Here is a 17,207-nt window from a genome sequence, read left to right on the forward strand (position 1 = left end):
GGTTAGCTTATGTACGGACTGGTTACCGTTATTCAGCTAACAACGAATCGCACGACATAAATATATAGTGGTGCGACAAATACGCTTATGCAGTTTCTGGGGGTGCGACAACACTTAGAGCCTGTGTTTTGCCCTTAAGGTATCATACTTAAATAATTTTTGCATTTGAAAAGGCTAAAAGCATTGGTGTGGAATTCTGTGAGTTTTTCAAGCCTGATACCATTTCAGGAAATTCCTGATACAAATCGATTGGTTTCTAATTCTTTCCCCCTGCTCCGGTGCTCCGGTGCTCCGGTGCTCCCCATTTGTATCAACCTCAAAGTGAAACGGTATGAGTCATCGTGCTATAGCAATCCTAAATCATAAGCTTTACGGGCACGCACTCCCGTATGCCTACGGCACGCTACGCTAAGGTGAAGAACAAGACTCCCGACTTCTCCAACAAGTCAAGAATCTGAACAAATAGATTTTTACAAATCAAACCGGATTGCTATAACAGTCCGTTTTTTCCTTTTGTTATAACAGTTAATAATAACTTTTCTGTTTTCGTTATTCTCGTTATTAACTTTTGTAAACATTGGCGTAATTTATCAAAATAAAAGTGACTAAATATATAAGTAGAACTATTTGATTTTCAGAGGAAAAGCGTATTGAATATTAAAGGCGATCCAAAAAGTAAATTTTTTTAAGATTATTTATTAGTTACTGTATAAAATATTATAAGTGCTGATCTCAGCTATCTGAATCTGTACAAAGCTTGTGAATGTTATGACGCTCAAGTGCCCTAATTAGCAAAGGAGTGCAAAATAAACTTTCCTTTCAGTGCTTTAACGCAATCAATTTGCTAGATTAGACGAAAGGGAAAACAATTTCCTCAAGCTAAAAATTCAAGTTCATAAGGATTTAGCTAAATAGACTTATAGGAAATCATCGTAGTTATTTTTAGGATTAAGTAGTAATTATGTGCCCCCTCGGTATTGGTTCTAGTGACTCAACTACTATATTGAAAACAGGAGAAGCCAAGCTTTGGATTCTTTTGGTAGGCGTTAACGAATACCAAGATCAAAACTTGCCTTCTTTGCGCTACCCAGCGTTAGATTGCCAAGGGTTAGGAGAAGCGCTCAGTAAAGCCACCCAGGGATTTCCTAATAAAGAAGTGATTGTTCATCACGATTTTGCAGCACAATCTCCTACCTTGCAAATGATTCGTGGGAGCCTGCAAAAAATTGTTTCACAATCGAAATCCCAGGACACCATCCTGTTATATTTCTCAGGGCATGGAATGTTAGAGCCGAATACTCAGCAGTCTGTCTTATGCTTGGCAGATACCCACAAAGATAACTTGCTGGGTACAGGTTTAGGTATGCAGAATCTGTTGCACATGTTAGGGGCTAGTTCCGCCAATCAACAGTTACTTTGTTTAGATACCTGTCATAGTGGTGACTTGAGGTTGTTGGGGGGAAACCGTGGTGGTAGCGCCAGAGATGGAGATGTCCCTGATACTTCATTCACTCCTACAACACAAGTAATGATGGATGCCTTGAGACAACGTGCTGCTCAAAGTAAGGGGTTTTGTGCTTTACTATCTTGTGATCAAGGACAAAAGTCTTGGGAGTTTCCAGAATTAGGACATGGAGTTTTCACTTACTATTTAATGCAGGGAATTTTGGGTGAAGCAGCTGATTCATATGGACTGATTGAAGCAGATGGACTTTATAAATATGTTTACCGCCAGACGCGCCAATATATAGATAAATTAAATCAGCAACTCCGTCTGATTAATCAACAAAAGGTCAACCGTGGAGATCGTCAATTATATTCAGAATATCCCCAGCAAACACCTAAACGAATTGTAGAAGGAGTAGGAGAATTAATTGTTGGATTCAAGCCGACAAAAGTTGAATCTCACAAGCAGCGACGTGCAGTTGTCATTGATGGACTTTCAAATAGCAAAACGACTATTGAATTGAGTCGATTATTCGCTGGTGCTGGCGGTTTTGAGGTGGAGTATCTTTCGGGACAAGGCAAAAGTTTGTCAGAGATACGGGCAACAATTCAAGAATTGACTCGTTGGCAGAATCATTCAGAAATCAAATCTTTATCACCATCCAGAATCGTCAGAAATATACCAACATGCTTATTATATTTGCGCGGGCGCATCGAAGAAATCGAACACGAAGAAGCCTGGTTAGTTTTGGGTGATGGAACGCGCTTGAGTCGTTCTTCCTTACGACAAGAGTTACGCCGTGCTCAAAAAACTCAACAAATAATTATCTTAGATGTCATTTTCTCAGATTCTTCTGAGGCTATTTCGCTGGAGAATTGGATAGAAGATTTGCAATGTGACACAGAGTATGGACAATGTTTAATAGCTGCTGCAACACCAGCAGAAGAACCAGAATTATTTTCTCAAACGCTTCTAGAAACCCTTGTTGCTGCAAATTCACAAGCTGGGTTATCAATTGCTAAATGGATTACTCAATTACAAAGCTTTTTCCAAGCTAAAGGTATTAACCTGCATGTCTGGCTATCAGGTACACAAGCAGTTATTGATATTTTACCTGGTAATATTGTCACGGTTTTTCAAGATATCCAAAAGTCAAAAGTAACTGCAGATGAGAGAAACAAACAGGAAGACGATGCTTGCGTGTTGCTGAACAAGCCTGACTTCAAATGGCAACACAACGAAAATATATTCTCCAATCCACCTTCTCGAATTCCTCCGTTTTCTTCACCACAGCATTCACAAAAGCAGGAGTCTTTTTCTCGTTCTAGTCCTGATGTCCGTGTTTCCGCAACCAAACAATCCCAGTTAAATGTACTCCCCGGTATTGATGCCAATTTTATTACTAAATGCGAGCGTGAGTTGGCTTATTCAATTGGTCCGATTGCGAAATTTGTCGTTAAAGATATTCTACAATCTCAGCCGCAGATTTCCTTAGCTGAATTTATTAGTAAATTAGCGAAGAACATTCCTGAAAGCAAACAAGCTCTAGAGTTTGAGCGACGCATGCTAAGTCAATAGACTTCAGTAAAAAATAGCAGAAGCAAATCAGGTAAAGAAGATTTTTTTGTGTACTAATGAACACAGTTTTTCAGGGCTATTCACGATTTTTATTTAACATATTGATAGCCATTTCTAAACTGTACTTCATTCGATTGAAAGCTTCTGCTAAATCTCCGACTTCATCTTTAGATTGTTTATCAAAATTGGCATTCATATCACCGACGCTAACTTGTTCTGCCACGTTAGCAATTTTTTTAATACGCAGTAGCACGGTCTTTTTCAACAACTGATTTACGACAATAAGGATGACTGTAAAAATAATCCCTACAACTCCCATCATCAGAACCCATGATCTCTGAGCATTGCTCAAAATACTTGAAGCTGGAACATAAATTATTTGCGCTCCCATAATTTTATTGAGCTGCCATCCAAAACCATGCTCTTTTCCGTAAGTTGCTATTTGACTTTTTGGAGCTTCTTCGGGAGTGTTATGACAGTGCAAACAAGTCTGTTGTTCTATTTTAAAAGATCGGGCAATATAAAATTGTTTTTCTCCAGATATCGTTCGGTAATCATGTTTAGGTTCTGAATTTGGCTTTTGAATAAATTGTTCAACGATTTTAGTTTCAAAATCGTCAGCTTTATCTCGCAAATTTGTTGGATTTAGTGTAGCGTCTTTGTAGATAAATTTTTCAAATTCTTTGTTTTTACGGAAAAGTTCAAATACCTCTCTAACGGAAAAAGATGGTATGGATTCTGGGATGAACTGTTGTTTAGTGTCTAACTGCGGTAATAGTAAAGGTTGTACACGATCATTGGTATACTTCCTAACCGAGTTGGCAATTTGCATGAGAATCTCAGCTTGAGAAGTAACCTCATTTTCTGCTTTTTTTTCAAGTACATTTGATAAAACTATTCCACTACAAAAAATACCGATAATAAAAACTATTATTAAGATGAGATTAACTTTACTTTGTATTTTCATGGTTTTTCTTGCTGAATACAGTTTTTTTTGTATCAAAGACAACTAGCATTAATGCGGTCATAAAAAATGTTGCCATCTACTTATAATTGTAAGTCTGTAAATATTTCAACTATTTCATAAAAATTTACCTGATAACATGAGAGTCGGTGTCAAGAAAATCTTGAAATATTAAAGATATACCTAAAGACAGAAGTAAAAAGACGATAATATATTAAAAAATTTTAATAAATTGAACACGTATTAATTCTGCTTATAGTAGGGCTTAAGCGCTTAGGCGCTACTATAAATCAAGAGTGATTTCTTGATGCCCATCTGCTTATCTTAGGGTCAAATAATGCTTTATCTTATTAGATAATAACAAAGTATCCCGAAAAAATATTTGCTAAAAACTTCTGATGTCATCTCAACTTTCCCGACGTTTATTTCTTTTACAGACACTGCTTCTGTTTACCGCTTGTGCTGCAGAGGAAACATCAAATCAAGAACTTGAGTTAGTAATTGGCGTGATTAGCTATGGAGAAGAAGAACAAGCGCTAGAACGATTTGTTCACTTTCGTGAATATATGGGTAAAAAGTTAAGGGCAATTATTCAATTAGAACCAACTTTGAATGAAAATATAGCGATTGAGCGCATTCAGCGTGGAACTTGGTCATTAGTTTTTGCTCCTCCCGGTTTAGCAGCAATTGCAAGTGCTAACTATCAATATTCACCAATTTTCCCTCTTGAGATCCAGGACTATCCACGAGCGATATTTGTTGTACGCGAAGACAGTCCTTTACGACAATTGAAAGATTTACAGGGTAAAACAGTTGCCTTAGGTCAACCAGGTTCCGCCACTGGATATTATATTCCACTGCGCAATCTTTCTGGTTTGACATTGGCAGAAATTTTATCTGCTCCTACACCCAAAGAAGTGCTTGAATTGGTGGCACAAGGAAAGGCTGCTGCTGGTGCGGTTTCGTCGGAAGAATATAATTTTTATAAAACCAAATTAGGTGCAGCAAAATTCCACATATTATTTACTGATTCTCAAAATGTTCCATCAGGATCTGTTTTGATTGGACCGAATGTCGAAATAAATCGTCAACAGTTGATTCGTAATTATATGAAAGATGCTCCTCCTAATATAGTTCAAGACGTTGGATATGTACCAAATGCAGAACCACCTGATTATAAAAATATCATTTTTTTAATTAAGCAGCTAAAACCTATTGCTGACCGTCTTAATTCAAAACCTGTTCGTCTATTTTAATGAACTAACCCAAACTAAAGCGAATGCCTGATTTCCATCGGCAAACATGAATACTATTTGATAAATACAAATCAAAGTCTTGTGAGCACCGATAACAGCTACTCATCAAGCGCAAACATGAATGTTATCGTGTCTCGCCGCCCAATACCAATGCGAATACCTGGTTTTAACTTGTACCAAACACCTGGTATGACTGGGTAATTGTTAATGTAAGTGCCGTTTGAACTGTTCAGATCTTGGATATAGTATTCCTTTCCGTCGAAACGAATCTGAGCGTGAACACGTGAGACAAGTTCAGAATTAGGTAAATCTGAAAGGTCCACTTCGGGAATAATGCGATTGCTGGACTTGCCGATATTAATCACCTGAAAATGATCCGGCAATTCAAAGACTCTGTTAGTTTGGACATGCAATAGCTGTGCAATAGATGGTTGGAGAATTGTCGGAGATGCAGTTTGTGGTGGAATTAAAGTTGTTTCATCGGTGTTCACAGGAAGTTCTAGCTGTACGGTTTTGGCAGTGAAATTAAATATTTTAGTTGTTAGGAAATAATTGAAAATTGCAAATGAAACAACGGCAAAGACGGCGCTGGAATAAAAGACTGCTGGTAGTCCCGAAAATCTGATGGCTAAACTTCCCAGAAACGGACCAAGTGTCTGTCCCCATGACATAATTGAGGTATTTACCGCCATAAATCCTGCCCGAGAATCTTGTGCAGAAAGTCCTCCTAACAGTGCTTGGGAGGATGGAAGAGCGATACCTTGAGCAGCACCCAATAAAAACATTGGGATGAATATCAACCAAAAGTTAGGAATAATAGGAAGAATCAACAGCGCGACTGCAAAGAGAATAAAAGAGAGTTTGATAAGTTTAATTTCCGAGAGACTTTGAGTCAAGCGTCCCAATTGAGCAGCGAATAACGCCAGCGCAATTGACATACTCGTCAGGACAATCCCATTTTGCCAATCTGATGTTTTGAACTTCTCTGTCGCCAAGAATGGGATATAAGTTAAACATAAAGTTTGCAGCAAAAACAGAGACATGACTGCGAACAACAGCCCTAGTACGTGACGATTGTTTATGCTGTTCCAGGTACTTTGTAGATAGGATTTGAGTTGAAATTTCTCTGTGTTCTGTGGTTGTCTTGGTAATTTCAGTGTCACGAGAACCAAAAATGCTATTGGAATGGCAACCAACCCTGGTAAAAACGTATATTGCCAGTTAATCTCGCCTAAGATCCCACCAATAAGGGGAAAAAGTGCCCCACTCATACCAATCAAACCGGCATTAAATGCCATTGCAGTCCCTAGTTTTCTGCCTTGGTAAAGATCGCTAAGAATAGTAAGTTGTAGCGGTTCTAAGCTAGCAGCACCAACACCCTGTACAAATCGCCCTCCTAAATGGGTTCTGAAATTAGATGTCCAGCCGCTTAACCCAGCACCAAGGGCAAACACCAGCAGCGAAGGAATCAGGACTTGCTTTCTGCCTAAAACGTCAGCTAAAATCCCAAATATTGGAGTAATAACAGCTCCGGGCAACTGGAAAAGTGTCGATATCCATGAAGCATCCTGTTCTGTAACTTTAAAAAACTTTTGTATGGTTGGTAGTGCGGGGTTATAGAGGGTTCCCCCTAAAATTCCCACCACGGTCACAAAATTTATAATGTAAAAATTCTTATCTCGGAAGATATTTGTTGAACTTTTTGGTTGGCTTCTTGTAGTTGACTGATTCATGGTCTTTATTCTTTTGTGACTAAACTTTGCTTGAAAATTCTGGTAATTTAACTATCTAACGAGAGTTGACTATGGCTATACATTCTATTTCCACTCGTGCATTTAAAGCTAAACCGCTTGCTGCTAGTGCACTTCTTGCAGGTAATTGTGACGGTGAAAAATAAGTAAGATAAACCTCGTTCATAGCGCCCCACTCTTTTATATCCGCAAGCATCACTTTAGATTGAATAATTCGGTCAATTGATGAACCATGTCTCTCAATAATACGTTTAATATTCTCCATAGTTTGCTTTGTCTCAGCTTTTATTCCACCAGTTACAAGCTGTTTTTTTCCAGGAATGTTTCCGATAACTCCTGAGAGGTAAAGTATGTTACCAACACGTACTGCTTCCGAAAAGGGAAGATTCATAGATGTGGTCTCAGAAGAGGTTAGATATTCTATAGAATCTGGGGAATATGACATTATGTAGATTTTGGCTAAGTTTTGATTGTCTCGCTTCAATACTATAAGTTAAAGCAGTACCCAATCAGATTATAGTAATTAACGAAGATAAAAACTTCATTGAATTCTCCCTAAACCAGTGTCTAAAAATAATAGATATCTTTGAAAATAAGACGTTACTCCTTATTTTGCTTGAGTTCAAATCTAATTTTCGCAGAAGTCTATTATTGTGTTATGAGATCGCAATGACTAAATAGATTCTTCTGGTGAAGCAGAACCACTTTTAGTTTGCCTTAAGCCATAGAGAATAACAAAACAGGCTAAAAGGAGAAAAGTGGTCATGAGTTTGGTAGGTATTTCGACAGCCGTCTCCAACCAAGCAGGACCTTCGGGAAGTCCCTGTCCTGTCATCGGAAAAATCCTCACTAAAGCAAATGCTGCTGCCAGAATCTGACCAATCACACCAACATAAGCACTGATGAGAAACGACCAAAAACTTGCTCTAGCAATCCACAATGGTAACTTGAGGTATGGATAAGATAAACCGATGATTGCTAAGAACATTCCCTGTGTGATTGAAAGTGCGTGGGCTGCTAGCCCCGCACGTGGATTGGCATACAAAGGGATCAACAAGCCAAGGATAAATCCTATGGTACAGAACAAAATACCATGCCACAGAAGACTGCGTTTAAAAACCTCACTTTGAATACTATTCATTCCAGAAGATGGTGGTTTTAACAAATTAGATTCGGAAGTTTTCTCAAGGGTACTCATTTTTAACTCTCCATCTCTTTAAAGTAAAACACTATAGAACACGGGTTGAGTAGTCAACCCGCGTTGTTGTCATAATTTAAGTTATACGAGTTTAGGTTAGACAGGAGGACCACCTAATTTTTGACCGGTTTGCGGTCCAACAACTCCATCTGGTGTTAAGCCATTGTCCTTTTGAAATGCTTTAACTGCTTCTTCAGTGGCTTCATCAAATGTGCCACTAACTGCACTGGTGTCAAGATATCCCTTTGCAGAAAGGTCGCGTTGCAGTCCTTGTACAATTGGATCTGTGGAACCACGACTTAAATTTGGAGGTGCGCTCATTTTTGTGTTTCTCCTGAATGAATGACAAAATCAACTGCTGTTTGAAATTGAGATTTTAAAAACAAGTAAGAAGTATGAAGTCGGAAAAGAAACAAAAAGAGCGTGATTCTTCAACCTTCATCCTTCTTACTTTTCTATAGGGACTGACTCTAAGTTTTATGCAGGAGGACCACCTAATTTTTGACCAGTTTGAGATCCGACGACACCATCCACTGTTAAACCATTATCCTGTTGAAATTTTTTGACTGCTTCTTCGGTTGCTTCATCAAATGTGCCGCTAACTGCACTGGCGTCGAGATATCCCTTTGCAGAAAGGTCGCGTTGCAGTCCTTGTACAATTGGATCTGTGGAACCACGACTTAAATTTGGAGGTGCGCTCATTTTTGTGTTTCTCCTGAATGAATGACAAAATCAACTGCTGTTTGAAATTGAGATTTTAAAAACAAGTAAGAAGTATGAAGTCGGAAAAGAAACAAAAAGAGCGTGATTCTTCAACCTTCATCCTTCTTACTTTTCTATAGGGACTGACTCTAAGTTTTATGCAGGAGGACCACCACCTAATTTTTGACCAGTTTGAGGTCCGACAACTCCATCTACTGTTAGGTCGTTGTCCTGTTGAAATTTTTTGACTGCTTCTTCGGTTGCTTCATCAAATATGCCGTTAACTGCAGTCGCGTCAAGATATCCCTTTGCAGACAAATCACGTTGTAGTTGTGATACAGATGCATCTACGGAACCAAGCTTTAAAATTGGAGGCAGACTCATTGTTGTGTTTCTCCTTGAAACTACATATGGATGAACATTTTGAAGCTCAGTCTTTACTGAATGGCTTCAATTCAGTGGCACATAGGTACTGTAAGCAGGCTACGTTACCAAAGCTTTTTATAGACAGGTTGACTCAACCTGTCACACGACATCCCACTCCACCTCTAGGTGTGAGTAACCACGGAATATCATATTTGGAGAGTGGGTTAGTTCTTGGTTGGGGCGCAGTCGCAGATTTGGCAATCTCTTAGATAAGATCTCCAGGGCAATCCTTGCTTCCCGACGGGCAAAGTGGGAACCAATGCAACGATGGGTTCCATGACCAAACGCTAGATGGTTAGGGGTAACCTCTTGGAAGCGTTCTAAATCAAGACTATCGGCATTGCTGTATTTAGTTTCATCCCGATTGGCAGAGCCATATATCAAATAGATTCGAGTACCCTTGGGTAAGGTGACTCCTGCTAGCTCAACTTCTTGGGTAGTTGTGCGAGTCATTGATGTGACAGGAGCATCATACCTTAGTATTTCTTCAAGAGCAACAGGAATGAGTGAAGGATTGTCACAAATAGTTTGCCATAACTGAGGCTGCTCTAGCAAGTGTTTTAAAGCATTCCCAATCAGATGGGAACTTGTCTTATGACCAGCTTGTACTAATCCACATAAAATACTGACTAACTCTACCATGTTTAGGTCAGAGGACAGTACATTGCTAATCAGATCATCTTGAGGTGATTTCTGTCGCTCCTCAATGAGACTAACAACATAGTGCTGCATTGACACAAAACTTTGAGCACATTCTAATTGACGTTCCGGCGTCATTGGCGTTGACAGCAATTCATCCATGTCATAGCACCACTTCTTGAGATCTTTCATCCTGTCTGAAGGAATACCATACATGGTGAGGATGGCTTCAAGCGGTAGTGGATAGGAAAATTGCCGTATGATGTCGGCGTGACCATCATTAACGAAATTGTCTACCAATCTGTTAGCAATAGTGTGAATTGGTCCTTCCATTGCCTCAATCCGCTCTGGTGCAAATACTCTCATGAAAGGAGCACGCAAGCGTTTGTGTTCTTCACCGTCGCTATTAACTAAATCACGAACTTTGGGGACACCTTGCTTGAGGGCTTCAACTGTTTGAGGCGTGAATTTGATCACCGGAGCAAGAGTATCCATTGAAGAAAATCTTGCTGGGTCTTTAAGTACCTTTAAGATTTCATCATAGCTAGTCAGAACATAGCCGTTTAATAATAAGCTATGAAATAGCGGCTCTTCTTGTCTTGCAACTTTATAAAACGAATATGGATCGTCAAGTTGTGGGTTGACAAATGGTTGGTATTTTTCCCCAAGATGAGGGCAAGTTTTCTTTTCAGGTTGTGTTGAATGTTGTCCCATCATAGTTTCTATGTTTCTCTATTTTGGTTTTATTTATATTTCTGACAATCATTCATTTCTGACAATCAATACTGAACGGGTTACCTTCTGGATCAACACCTTCGGCAATTTTTAACCCAGGCGAGGGAGAACGAATTGCGCTAAGTTTAACGCCGCGTTCTGTCAATTCTTTATAAGCCACATCAATATCATCTACGTGAAATGCTAAGAGTGTGGGTTTATCTGTACCGATTTGTTTGTGCATATTGCCGTGCAAAACCAAAGTGCATTCGCCTGTGATAAACTCCACCCATTGTTTATCAATGCGTCCTTCTATACTTTGCCGACATTTGATTGTTAAACCCAATTTATTTTGATAAAAGTCGATTTGTTTGTCTATGTCTGTGACGTAGACGAGAGCTTTTGTCAAACCTTGTATAACGTTCATGATGATTGTACCTTATTTGCAATTTTTTATGCGCAGAGTTTGTATGATTTTAGATTTTAGATTTTAGATTTTTGATTTAGGCGTTGCTGATTAACGGTAAGGCGTGAAGGCACAATGAATTGGTGTTTGAGACATTTGATTTTTTTATGTCATACTCACTCGGAAGCAACGCCTAAATTTTAGATCCGATCTAAAATCTAAAATTTGTGAATTAAGCGATCGCAGGTTTTTTAAAACTAACCTGCAAATGATTAGGACCATGAAACACAATGTTGTTTGCCCACTCAATTTTTTCATCTGCCAAACGAAGCTCAGGCAAACGATTGAGCAAGACATTCATAGCAATTTGACCTTCAGCACGAGCTAGCGATGAACCAAGACAGTAATGGATACCGCCGCCATAGGCACTGTGTTTGTTTTCTACGCGCTGTATATCCAGAACATCGGGGTTTTTGAATTGAGAAGGATCTCGGTTGGCTGAGCCAAGCATCACTCCCACGCTATCCCCGCGCTTAATCAACTTACCGCCAACTTCAACGTCTGCATAAGCCCAGCGTGTAACCATCTGGATTGGGGTGTCGTAGCGGACGAACTCCTCTATTGCAGCAGGGATGAGTTCGGGGTGGGAGCGTAATTTTTGGAGTGCTTCTGGATGCTGAAGTAATGCCAGTGTCCCCTTGGCAATCAGGTTAATTGTGGTTTCGTGTCCTGCAGTCAACAGGTGGGTACAAGTGGCGACGATCTCAAAGTCGCTCAGTTTGTCGCCCTCATCAGCAGCTTTGACGAGTGCCGAAATCAGATCCTCGCGCGGATTGGCACGTCGTTCTGTGATTAAAGGAGTGAAATAATCGACGAATGCTTGAGCAGCCTCGTTTGCACGTTGGTAGACTTCTGGTGGTGGTTGCAAACGAGAGGCGCTGGCTTGTTGCATCGCTAGTGCCCATTCACGGAACAATGGCAAATCTTCTGGATCAGCACCTAGCATGGTGGCGACAACTTTTGTTGGCAGAGGGAAAGCGAACTCCTCAACCAAATCCATCTCTCCACGGTTCTGGATTTTATCCAACAGATTGTCTGCAATTTCGTAGATCGCTGGACGGATGTTTTCAACAATTCTTGGGGTAAATGCTTTGCTAGCCAACGATTTTAGCCGTGTGTGATTGGGTGGTTCCCGGAAGACTATCCAATTACTGACGAGAGCCAAGAACGCATTATATGCTGTTGGCACTGGGGTGGTTTCAACATCTTCTCGTTCGTTCAAAGTCTCGCGACCAAATCTCCGGTCTTCGAGAACTTTCATCACGTCTTCATGACGGAAAATGTACCAAGCACCAGGCAACTTGGGATTCGCTGAGACTCCCCAATGAACGGGGTCTTCCTCTCTGTAACGACGATAAACAGTATAGGGGTCTTGGATAACTTCTTTTATAAACGGGTTTAATCTTTCAATTGTTGAACTAGACATTTTTTATCTCCAATAAAAAGTTTTGAATCAGGGGTTAGAAGTAGGGAATAGGGAACGCTTAACAGGCAACAGGGAACAAGGTGAATAGTGTTTCTTTCATATGTTGCTAGCAGTTTTCTCACGAAGTGTAAGAGACTCTTAACTTTCTAACGGTACTAGTTGCAGCGGATTGCGCAGTTCAGACAGCATCTGTGTCATCTGGTTGCGTCCGGAGTTGAAAACTTGTGCTACAGATGGTCTGGACTCCAAACGTTTGACGTAATTTGTCAAGTTGGAAAAGTGATTGTAGTTGTAAACCATACGCAGGTAAGCGAGGGTGGGAGCAGCAGCACAGTCAGCTAAAGTAAACTCTTCTCCTCCCAGCCAGGTACGAGTCGCCAGTTTTTCATCAAGCATGGCGATCGCTGTTTCCAATAATCGCTTTGCTTTGATAACTTCTTTTTTGCCTCGTTCCTCAACTGGACGTTGGGTATCAGCAAATAGCGCCTCCCGTCCACTGTTGATGTACACATCAATCATCCGTTCCACCATCCGCACCTCTAGGGCTTGTTCTGAATCGCCAGGAATGAGGCGGGATGTATTTGGAAAACGTTGGTCAAGGTATTCAATGATTATATTAGCCTCAAATATGACATTTCCTTTGTCAGTTACTAAGGTGGGTATCTTGGCAAAAAGGTTAATTTGCATATACTCTTCACGGCTTTCGGGGTCAAAAAGATTTACCGGAATCGCTGTAAAATCAACTCCCTTCTCGTACAGGGCGATTAGGACTCGTTGGGAATAAGATGATGCAGGAGCGTAATATAATTTCATCACTCAGTTCTCCAGTTCTCAGTTATCGGTTGATAGTTATCCATACGGTCGGAAAAATGAGTTTATGCATTTTTTTTGTACTCGTGGACAAGAAATTTTGATAACCGATAACTGATAACTGTTCACCCTTCGGGTTCGCCAGTCGCCTACGGCGGGAAACCCGCCTGCAGCGCTGGACTCACTGTTCACTGACTCAATGAGCCAACGACTGGGGATGACGAGCCAAATCATCAAAGAATCTGGCGTAGAAATCAAAGATTTCGCAGACACTGTTGGGGATGACTCCGCACTCACGCGATCGCTGTCCTAGTCGCTCAAATCGACGGGCGATCGCATTCATTGCGATTTCTGGTGTCGGGATATAACTGGGGGATTCTATCTCAAAGGATGGTCCGGCTGTTTTACCGCTTTTGCCTGAAGGCATACTCATGAGCAACTCTCCTAAAGGACGCATCATACCTGTCATCACGTCAATGGCAGCATTCATCAGCTTTGAGCGCCGCAGACTACCAGTGGGCATTAACCCAAAGTGTTGTACCATAAGTTGCGTCATTAGGAAATAAGTTTCGTTAAATATCTCCATGACTGCTCTGGTTTGGGGGACTGTAACAACGTTGGTGTTGTAATCTCGGTAATCTAAGGAAGGATTACGCAAAGCAGGGTAAGAAGGGTTCCACGGGGCTTTGTGTCTCGTCTCGCCATTACTCACCTGCTCATGGGAAAGTGCTTCTGCTAAACGACGAAATTGCTGATAGTGAGAACGGTCAAATTTCGGTGATTGAGCATGACATCCCTCTCCTTGCTCAACAATCAGGTCGATGGCGAAAAGTGCGCTGTTGAGGTCATCTACCTGAAACTGGTAATCTGGGTGAACTTTGTTAAAGTCATCGCGTAAAAATAAACGATGCTCGCCACCGACTTGACCCTTCTTGACCATGAATAAATCTGGAATATTCTTCAGCCCATCGCGAATCTGATGGTACAGTTCGCTTAAAGAACCATAACCGTGTAGGCGGTGAACTGTCGGATCGCCTCCTACAGGTTCGTCGCTCAAGTTTTCTTCCAAAAAGTCGGGCATCTCCAAGCGCAGAAAACGCTGTAGGGAGGTAGCATTCAATGGCTCTAGGGCAAAATCTACATCAATGGGAAAACGTCCGTTGAGTTCTTTGAAGTTGGGGACTGCTGGATAAAATGGTTCCCCGATCGCCATCAATATATTATTAACCATCAAAAAGTGAATCATTTCCTCGCGGGAGATTTCCAGCAGTACACCCCGCATTCCGTAACTTCGGACTTCTTTCCCGTCGCCACAAGCTAAATGTAACTGTTCGGGAGTCCACAAACCCCGACGCACGTATTCCTCACCCGTGACGTAGTTGGGAACAGAGTATCCTGCATAGACATATTGCAACATCACAGCAACTTCCAACTCCGCCGCCTGTTTCAAGGCGCTCACCAACTCCTCTCGTGTTTGGAGTGTGCGTTGGCTACGCTTTGGTTCTGGAGCCGGACTTGGGACATAGCCGACTCGCTGCTGATTTTGTAGAAACTTCAGTAAAAGCATCGACTTGGCTTGGGACATGTCACGCGTTGGGGGCATATAGTAAGTTTTATATTTGTTGCGCGGGTCAGACATCTGCCACATCAAACGCGCATAGGTTTCTACCTTGCATTGGTCGGCGAGACTGAAGACATCCACTTTCATGAACGAGAAACTTAACTCGTAGAAAGCTAGAACATGTTCGTAGATTAAGTTAAAATCTACAGCTTCATTCGGAATTTCATCCAAGTGCCAGTCATCACTCATCACTCGCACGGCAAAGAAACCAGCACCTGACCAGAAGCCAAGTTTATCATCATTGTCGTAAGCAATTTCCGCTTCATCCAAGTTATGAGGGTCACAAAGTAACTCATCATAGTGAGCAGATAGCAGTACCCGTGTCGTTCCTGGTCTAGCACCGCGCACAGTTACCCAAGCACGCCCCTCATGATCAGTGGAAAATGCACATGTGGGGGTAAATTCGCCCTCAGAATCCCGCAACCCTGACTTGAAGTGGACAATTTCCATTTCAGAGTTACGGGGAAAGTGGAAAGTCTTATCCACGTTGGTAGGGTTGCTTTCAAACTCGTAGCGTAGTTGGGGGAATGCTCTTGGGTTGTAGAACTGACGCAGGTATACAGACTCAACAGGTGCAGGACGTCCTCGGACAAAAGACCGCACTTCCAACTCAACTGCATGGTCTTGGTTCTGCTTCCAATTGGGATGTTCGATAAATAAACAAGCGTCATCTACCTGAAGATTGATTTTTTCTTCTTGAACGAGAATTTGCTGTTGTCCGTTGGGTGCTGTCTGGATGATACACAGACCTTGCTGTTCTATTTCGTCGTACAGGTTCTCAAACTGTTCTGCTAAAGGAACATCTACAATTCCACTCGTGCGTTGATGCGCCTGGTGTTGGTATTCTTCTTTGGGTATCCGTGCTATCAGCCGTTTGCTATGAACAGTACGCACTTCCAAATCACCAAGGTCGAGTTTGGAAGCGATCGCATGAGTTGGTCCTGGTCCCGGTTTGGGGGCACGTCCGACACAAGGTACTGCTGTGACCATATTTAAACTTACACCTTGGGGAGTCACTTGCAGCGTGAGATTAGACATTTGTGCTGGTTTTGTTTCCGACTCAGCAGCGCGTCGAGGAGTGAGTAACCGTCCGTGAGGATAAGTGCTGAGTTCGTCTTTGCACCACAGACCGATGGTTCCGTGCAGTTCCCAGAATGTTGGTAAGTCGGGTTGCACTGGTGCAGACATATTACTAATGCCCAATTGCACCACCAGTCCCAACACATCGTCACGATTCATTGCTTCTCGTAACAAAGATACAGTTGGTGATTTCGCCGCTTCTTCATCCCAAAGGAAATCTTTGGCATCTTTGGGGATAGTAAACTGATAAACTGATGCTCGTTTAAATTCACTGTTGAGGCAGTGTTGAGGTAATTCACGGATATGGTCGAAATTTTGCCAACGGGCTAACTGCATTCCAGAAATTGGCGCAGAAAGCATATATGGAACTTCGTGGGAAACACCTTGGCGTCCGAAGGCTAGCTGTCCTAACATAATTGTGTTAGTCCAGTTGGAAGCTGGGTCGGATTCAAAGAAACGGGCGCGATTGAAACTTGTTTTGACGTATTCGTTGTAATGACCCCACAAATCAACACTGCGTCCTACCACTGGATCACGTTGGTCGATTTGTCCAAACTCGCGTTGTGTGCTGACAATTTGTGCTTCGATACTGAAGTGACCGTTACCGCCAAAGTCCGATCCCATCGCCATACTGAACCGACCATTTTCATCCAATTCTCCTTGGGCGTTAAACCGAGGTCCCAATTTATAAAGGTATTCATGATACTCAGATGCTCCACGGTGCTGGTCGAAGGGCTTACCATTCATGTACACTGTGTTGCTACTGACATCTACTAGACCATTTTTATGTCCTGTGGGGGCGTGGATGCGGGCAAAACCGAGTAAGTGTAGGCGAGGAAAATCTAAGATGCTCATTTTAAAAAACCACTTTTATGACTTTGGATAAAAAAGAGAAAATTAGGAAACAAAAAAAGACTTTACTAAATCATTGTGTATATCTGGTAAGTCGGGAAAGTGGGTCAGTTACTGGAATTGAAAGAAAGAAAGATTTCGTTTTCCCGATAAATGCTGATTTATCTTGTAAATGTAACAAAATGTGAAATGGTCGTAAAATTCAAGCGTATCTACAAAGCTTTTAGCCCATTTTTCTGTTAAAAAACACATCATTGACAGCAACCTTGTGAAGTAT

General features: G+C 41.4%; 14 protein-coding genes. 2 read left to right on the forward strand and 12 right to left on the reverse strand.

The window, feature by feature from the left end:
- Window positions 1-961 precede the first annotated feature (961 nt).
- Complete coding sequence (locus AC5JM2_RS32250) at window positions 962-3,025, forward strand: caspase family protein (protein ID WP_495839685.1); 2,064 nt, start codon at window positions 962-964, stop codon at window positions 3,023-3,025.
- A 76-nt stretch (window positions 3,026-3,101) separates the two neighbouring features.
- Here AC5JM2_RS32250 and AC5JM2_RS32255 read toward each other — a convergent pair whose 3' ends face one another.
- On the reverse strand, window positions 3,102-3,992 hold the full coding sequence (locus AC5JM2_RS32255; RefSeq protein ID WP_495839687.1) for a c-type heme family protein: 891 nt from the start codon (window positions 3,990-3,992) through the stop codon (window positions 3,102-3,104).
- Between the two features lie 395 nt (window positions 3,993-4,387).
- Here AC5JM2_RS32255 and AC5JM2_RS32260 point away from each other — a divergent pair, with 395 nt between their 5' ends.
- Window positions 4,388-5,245, forward strand: coding sequence for a phosphate/phosphite/phosphonate ABC transporter substrate-binding protein (locus AC5JM2_RS32260; protein ID WP_495839689.1), 858 nt, complete (start codon window positions 4,388-4,390; stop codon window positions 5,243-5,245).
- 98 nt (window positions 5,246-5,343) lie between these two features.
- Here the strand turns inward: AC5JM2_RS32260 and AC5JM2_RS32265 are convergent, their stop codons facing one another.
- The 11 genes from AC5JM2_RS32265 to AC5JM2_RS32315 all read right to left on the reverse strand — a co-directional run bounded on the left by AC5JM2_RS32265 (window position 5,344) and on the right by AC5JM2_RS32315 (window position 16,933).
- On the reverse strand, window positions 5,344-6,978 hold the full coding sequence (locus AC5JM2_RS32265) for an MFS transporter (RefSeq protein ID WP_495839691.1): 1,635 nt from the start codon (window positions 6,976-6,978) through the stop codon (window positions 5,344-5,346).
- A 55-nt stretch (window positions 6,979-7,033) separates the two neighbouring features.
- Window positions 7,034-7,387: a RidA family protein gene (locus AC5JM2_RS32270; protein ID WP_495839693.1), complete on the reverse strand. Its 354-nt coding sequence runs from the start codon at window positions 7,385-7,387 to the stop codon at window positions 7,034-7,036.
- A 282-nt stretch (window positions 7,388-7,669) separates the two neighbouring features.
- The gene (locus tag AC5JM2_RS32275; RefSeq protein WP_495839695.1) at window positions 7,670-8,194 is read right to left on the reverse strand and encodes a styrene oxide isomerase; all 525 of its coding nucleotides are present in this window, start codon (window positions 8,192-8,194) and stop codon (window positions 7,670-7,672) included.
- Window positions 8,195-8,290: 96 nt separating this feature from the next.
- Window positions 8,291-8,515: a peptidoglycan-binding domain-containing protein gene (locus AC5JM2_RS32280; protein WP_495839697.1), complete on the reverse strand. Its 225-nt coding sequence runs from the start codon at window positions 8,513-8,515 to the stop codon at window positions 8,291-8,293.
- A 156-nt stretch (window positions 8,516-8,671) separates the two neighbouring features.
- Window positions 8,672-8,896: a peptidoglycan-binding domain-containing protein gene (locus AC5JM2_RS32285; protein WP_495839699.1), complete on the reverse strand. Its 225-nt coding sequence runs from the start codon at window positions 8,894-8,896 to the stop codon at window positions 8,672-8,674.
- Between the two features lie 156 nt (window positions 8,897-9,052).
- Entirely contained in the window at window positions 9,053-9,280 is a 228-nt protein-coding gene (locus tag AC5JM2_RS32290; protein ID WP_495839701.1) for a peptidoglycan-binding domain-containing protein, read from the reverse strand.
- Between the two features lie 141 nt (window positions 9,281-9,421).
- The gene (locus tag AC5JM2_RS32295; RefSeq protein WP_495839703.1) at window positions 9,422-10,678 is read right to left on the reverse strand and encodes a cytochrome P450; all 1,257 of its coding nucleotides are present in this window, start codon (window positions 10,676-10,678) and stop codon (window positions 9,422-9,424) included.
- Window positions 10,679-10,727: 49 nt separating this feature from the next.
- The gene (locus AC5JM2_RS32300) at window positions 10,728-11,102 is read right to left on the reverse strand and encodes a VOC family protein (protein ID WP_495839705.1); all 375 of its coding nucleotides are present in this window, start codon (window positions 11,100-11,102) and stop codon (window positions 10,728-10,730) included.
- Window positions 11,103-11,313: 211 nt separating this feature from the next.
- Window positions 11,314-12,567 carry a cytochrome P450 gene (locus AC5JM2_RS32305; protein ID WP_495839707.1) on the reverse strand — a complete coding sequence of 418 codons (1,254 nt, stop codon included), beginning with the start codon at window positions 12,565-12,567 and terminating at the stop codon, window positions 11,314-11,316.
- A 138-nt stretch (window positions 12,568-12,705) separates the two neighbouring features.
- A complete protein-coding gene (locus AC5JM2_RS32310) occupies window positions 12,706-13,380 on the reverse strand; it encodes a glutathione S-transferase family protein (protein ID WP_495839709.1) in 675 nt (224 codons plus the stop codon).
- Window positions 13,381-13,573: 193 nt separating this feature from the next.
- Window positions 13,574-16,933 carry a ferritin-like domain-containing protein gene (locus AC5JM2_RS32315; RefSeq protein ID WP_495839711.1) on the reverse strand — a complete coding sequence of 1,120 codons (3,360 nt, stop codon included), beginning with the start codon at window positions 16,931-16,933 and terminating at the stop codon, window positions 13,574-13,576.
- Window positions 16,934-17,207 lie beyond the last annotated feature (274 nt).

The sequence above is a fragment of the Brasilonema angustatum genome (assembly GCF_059505445.1).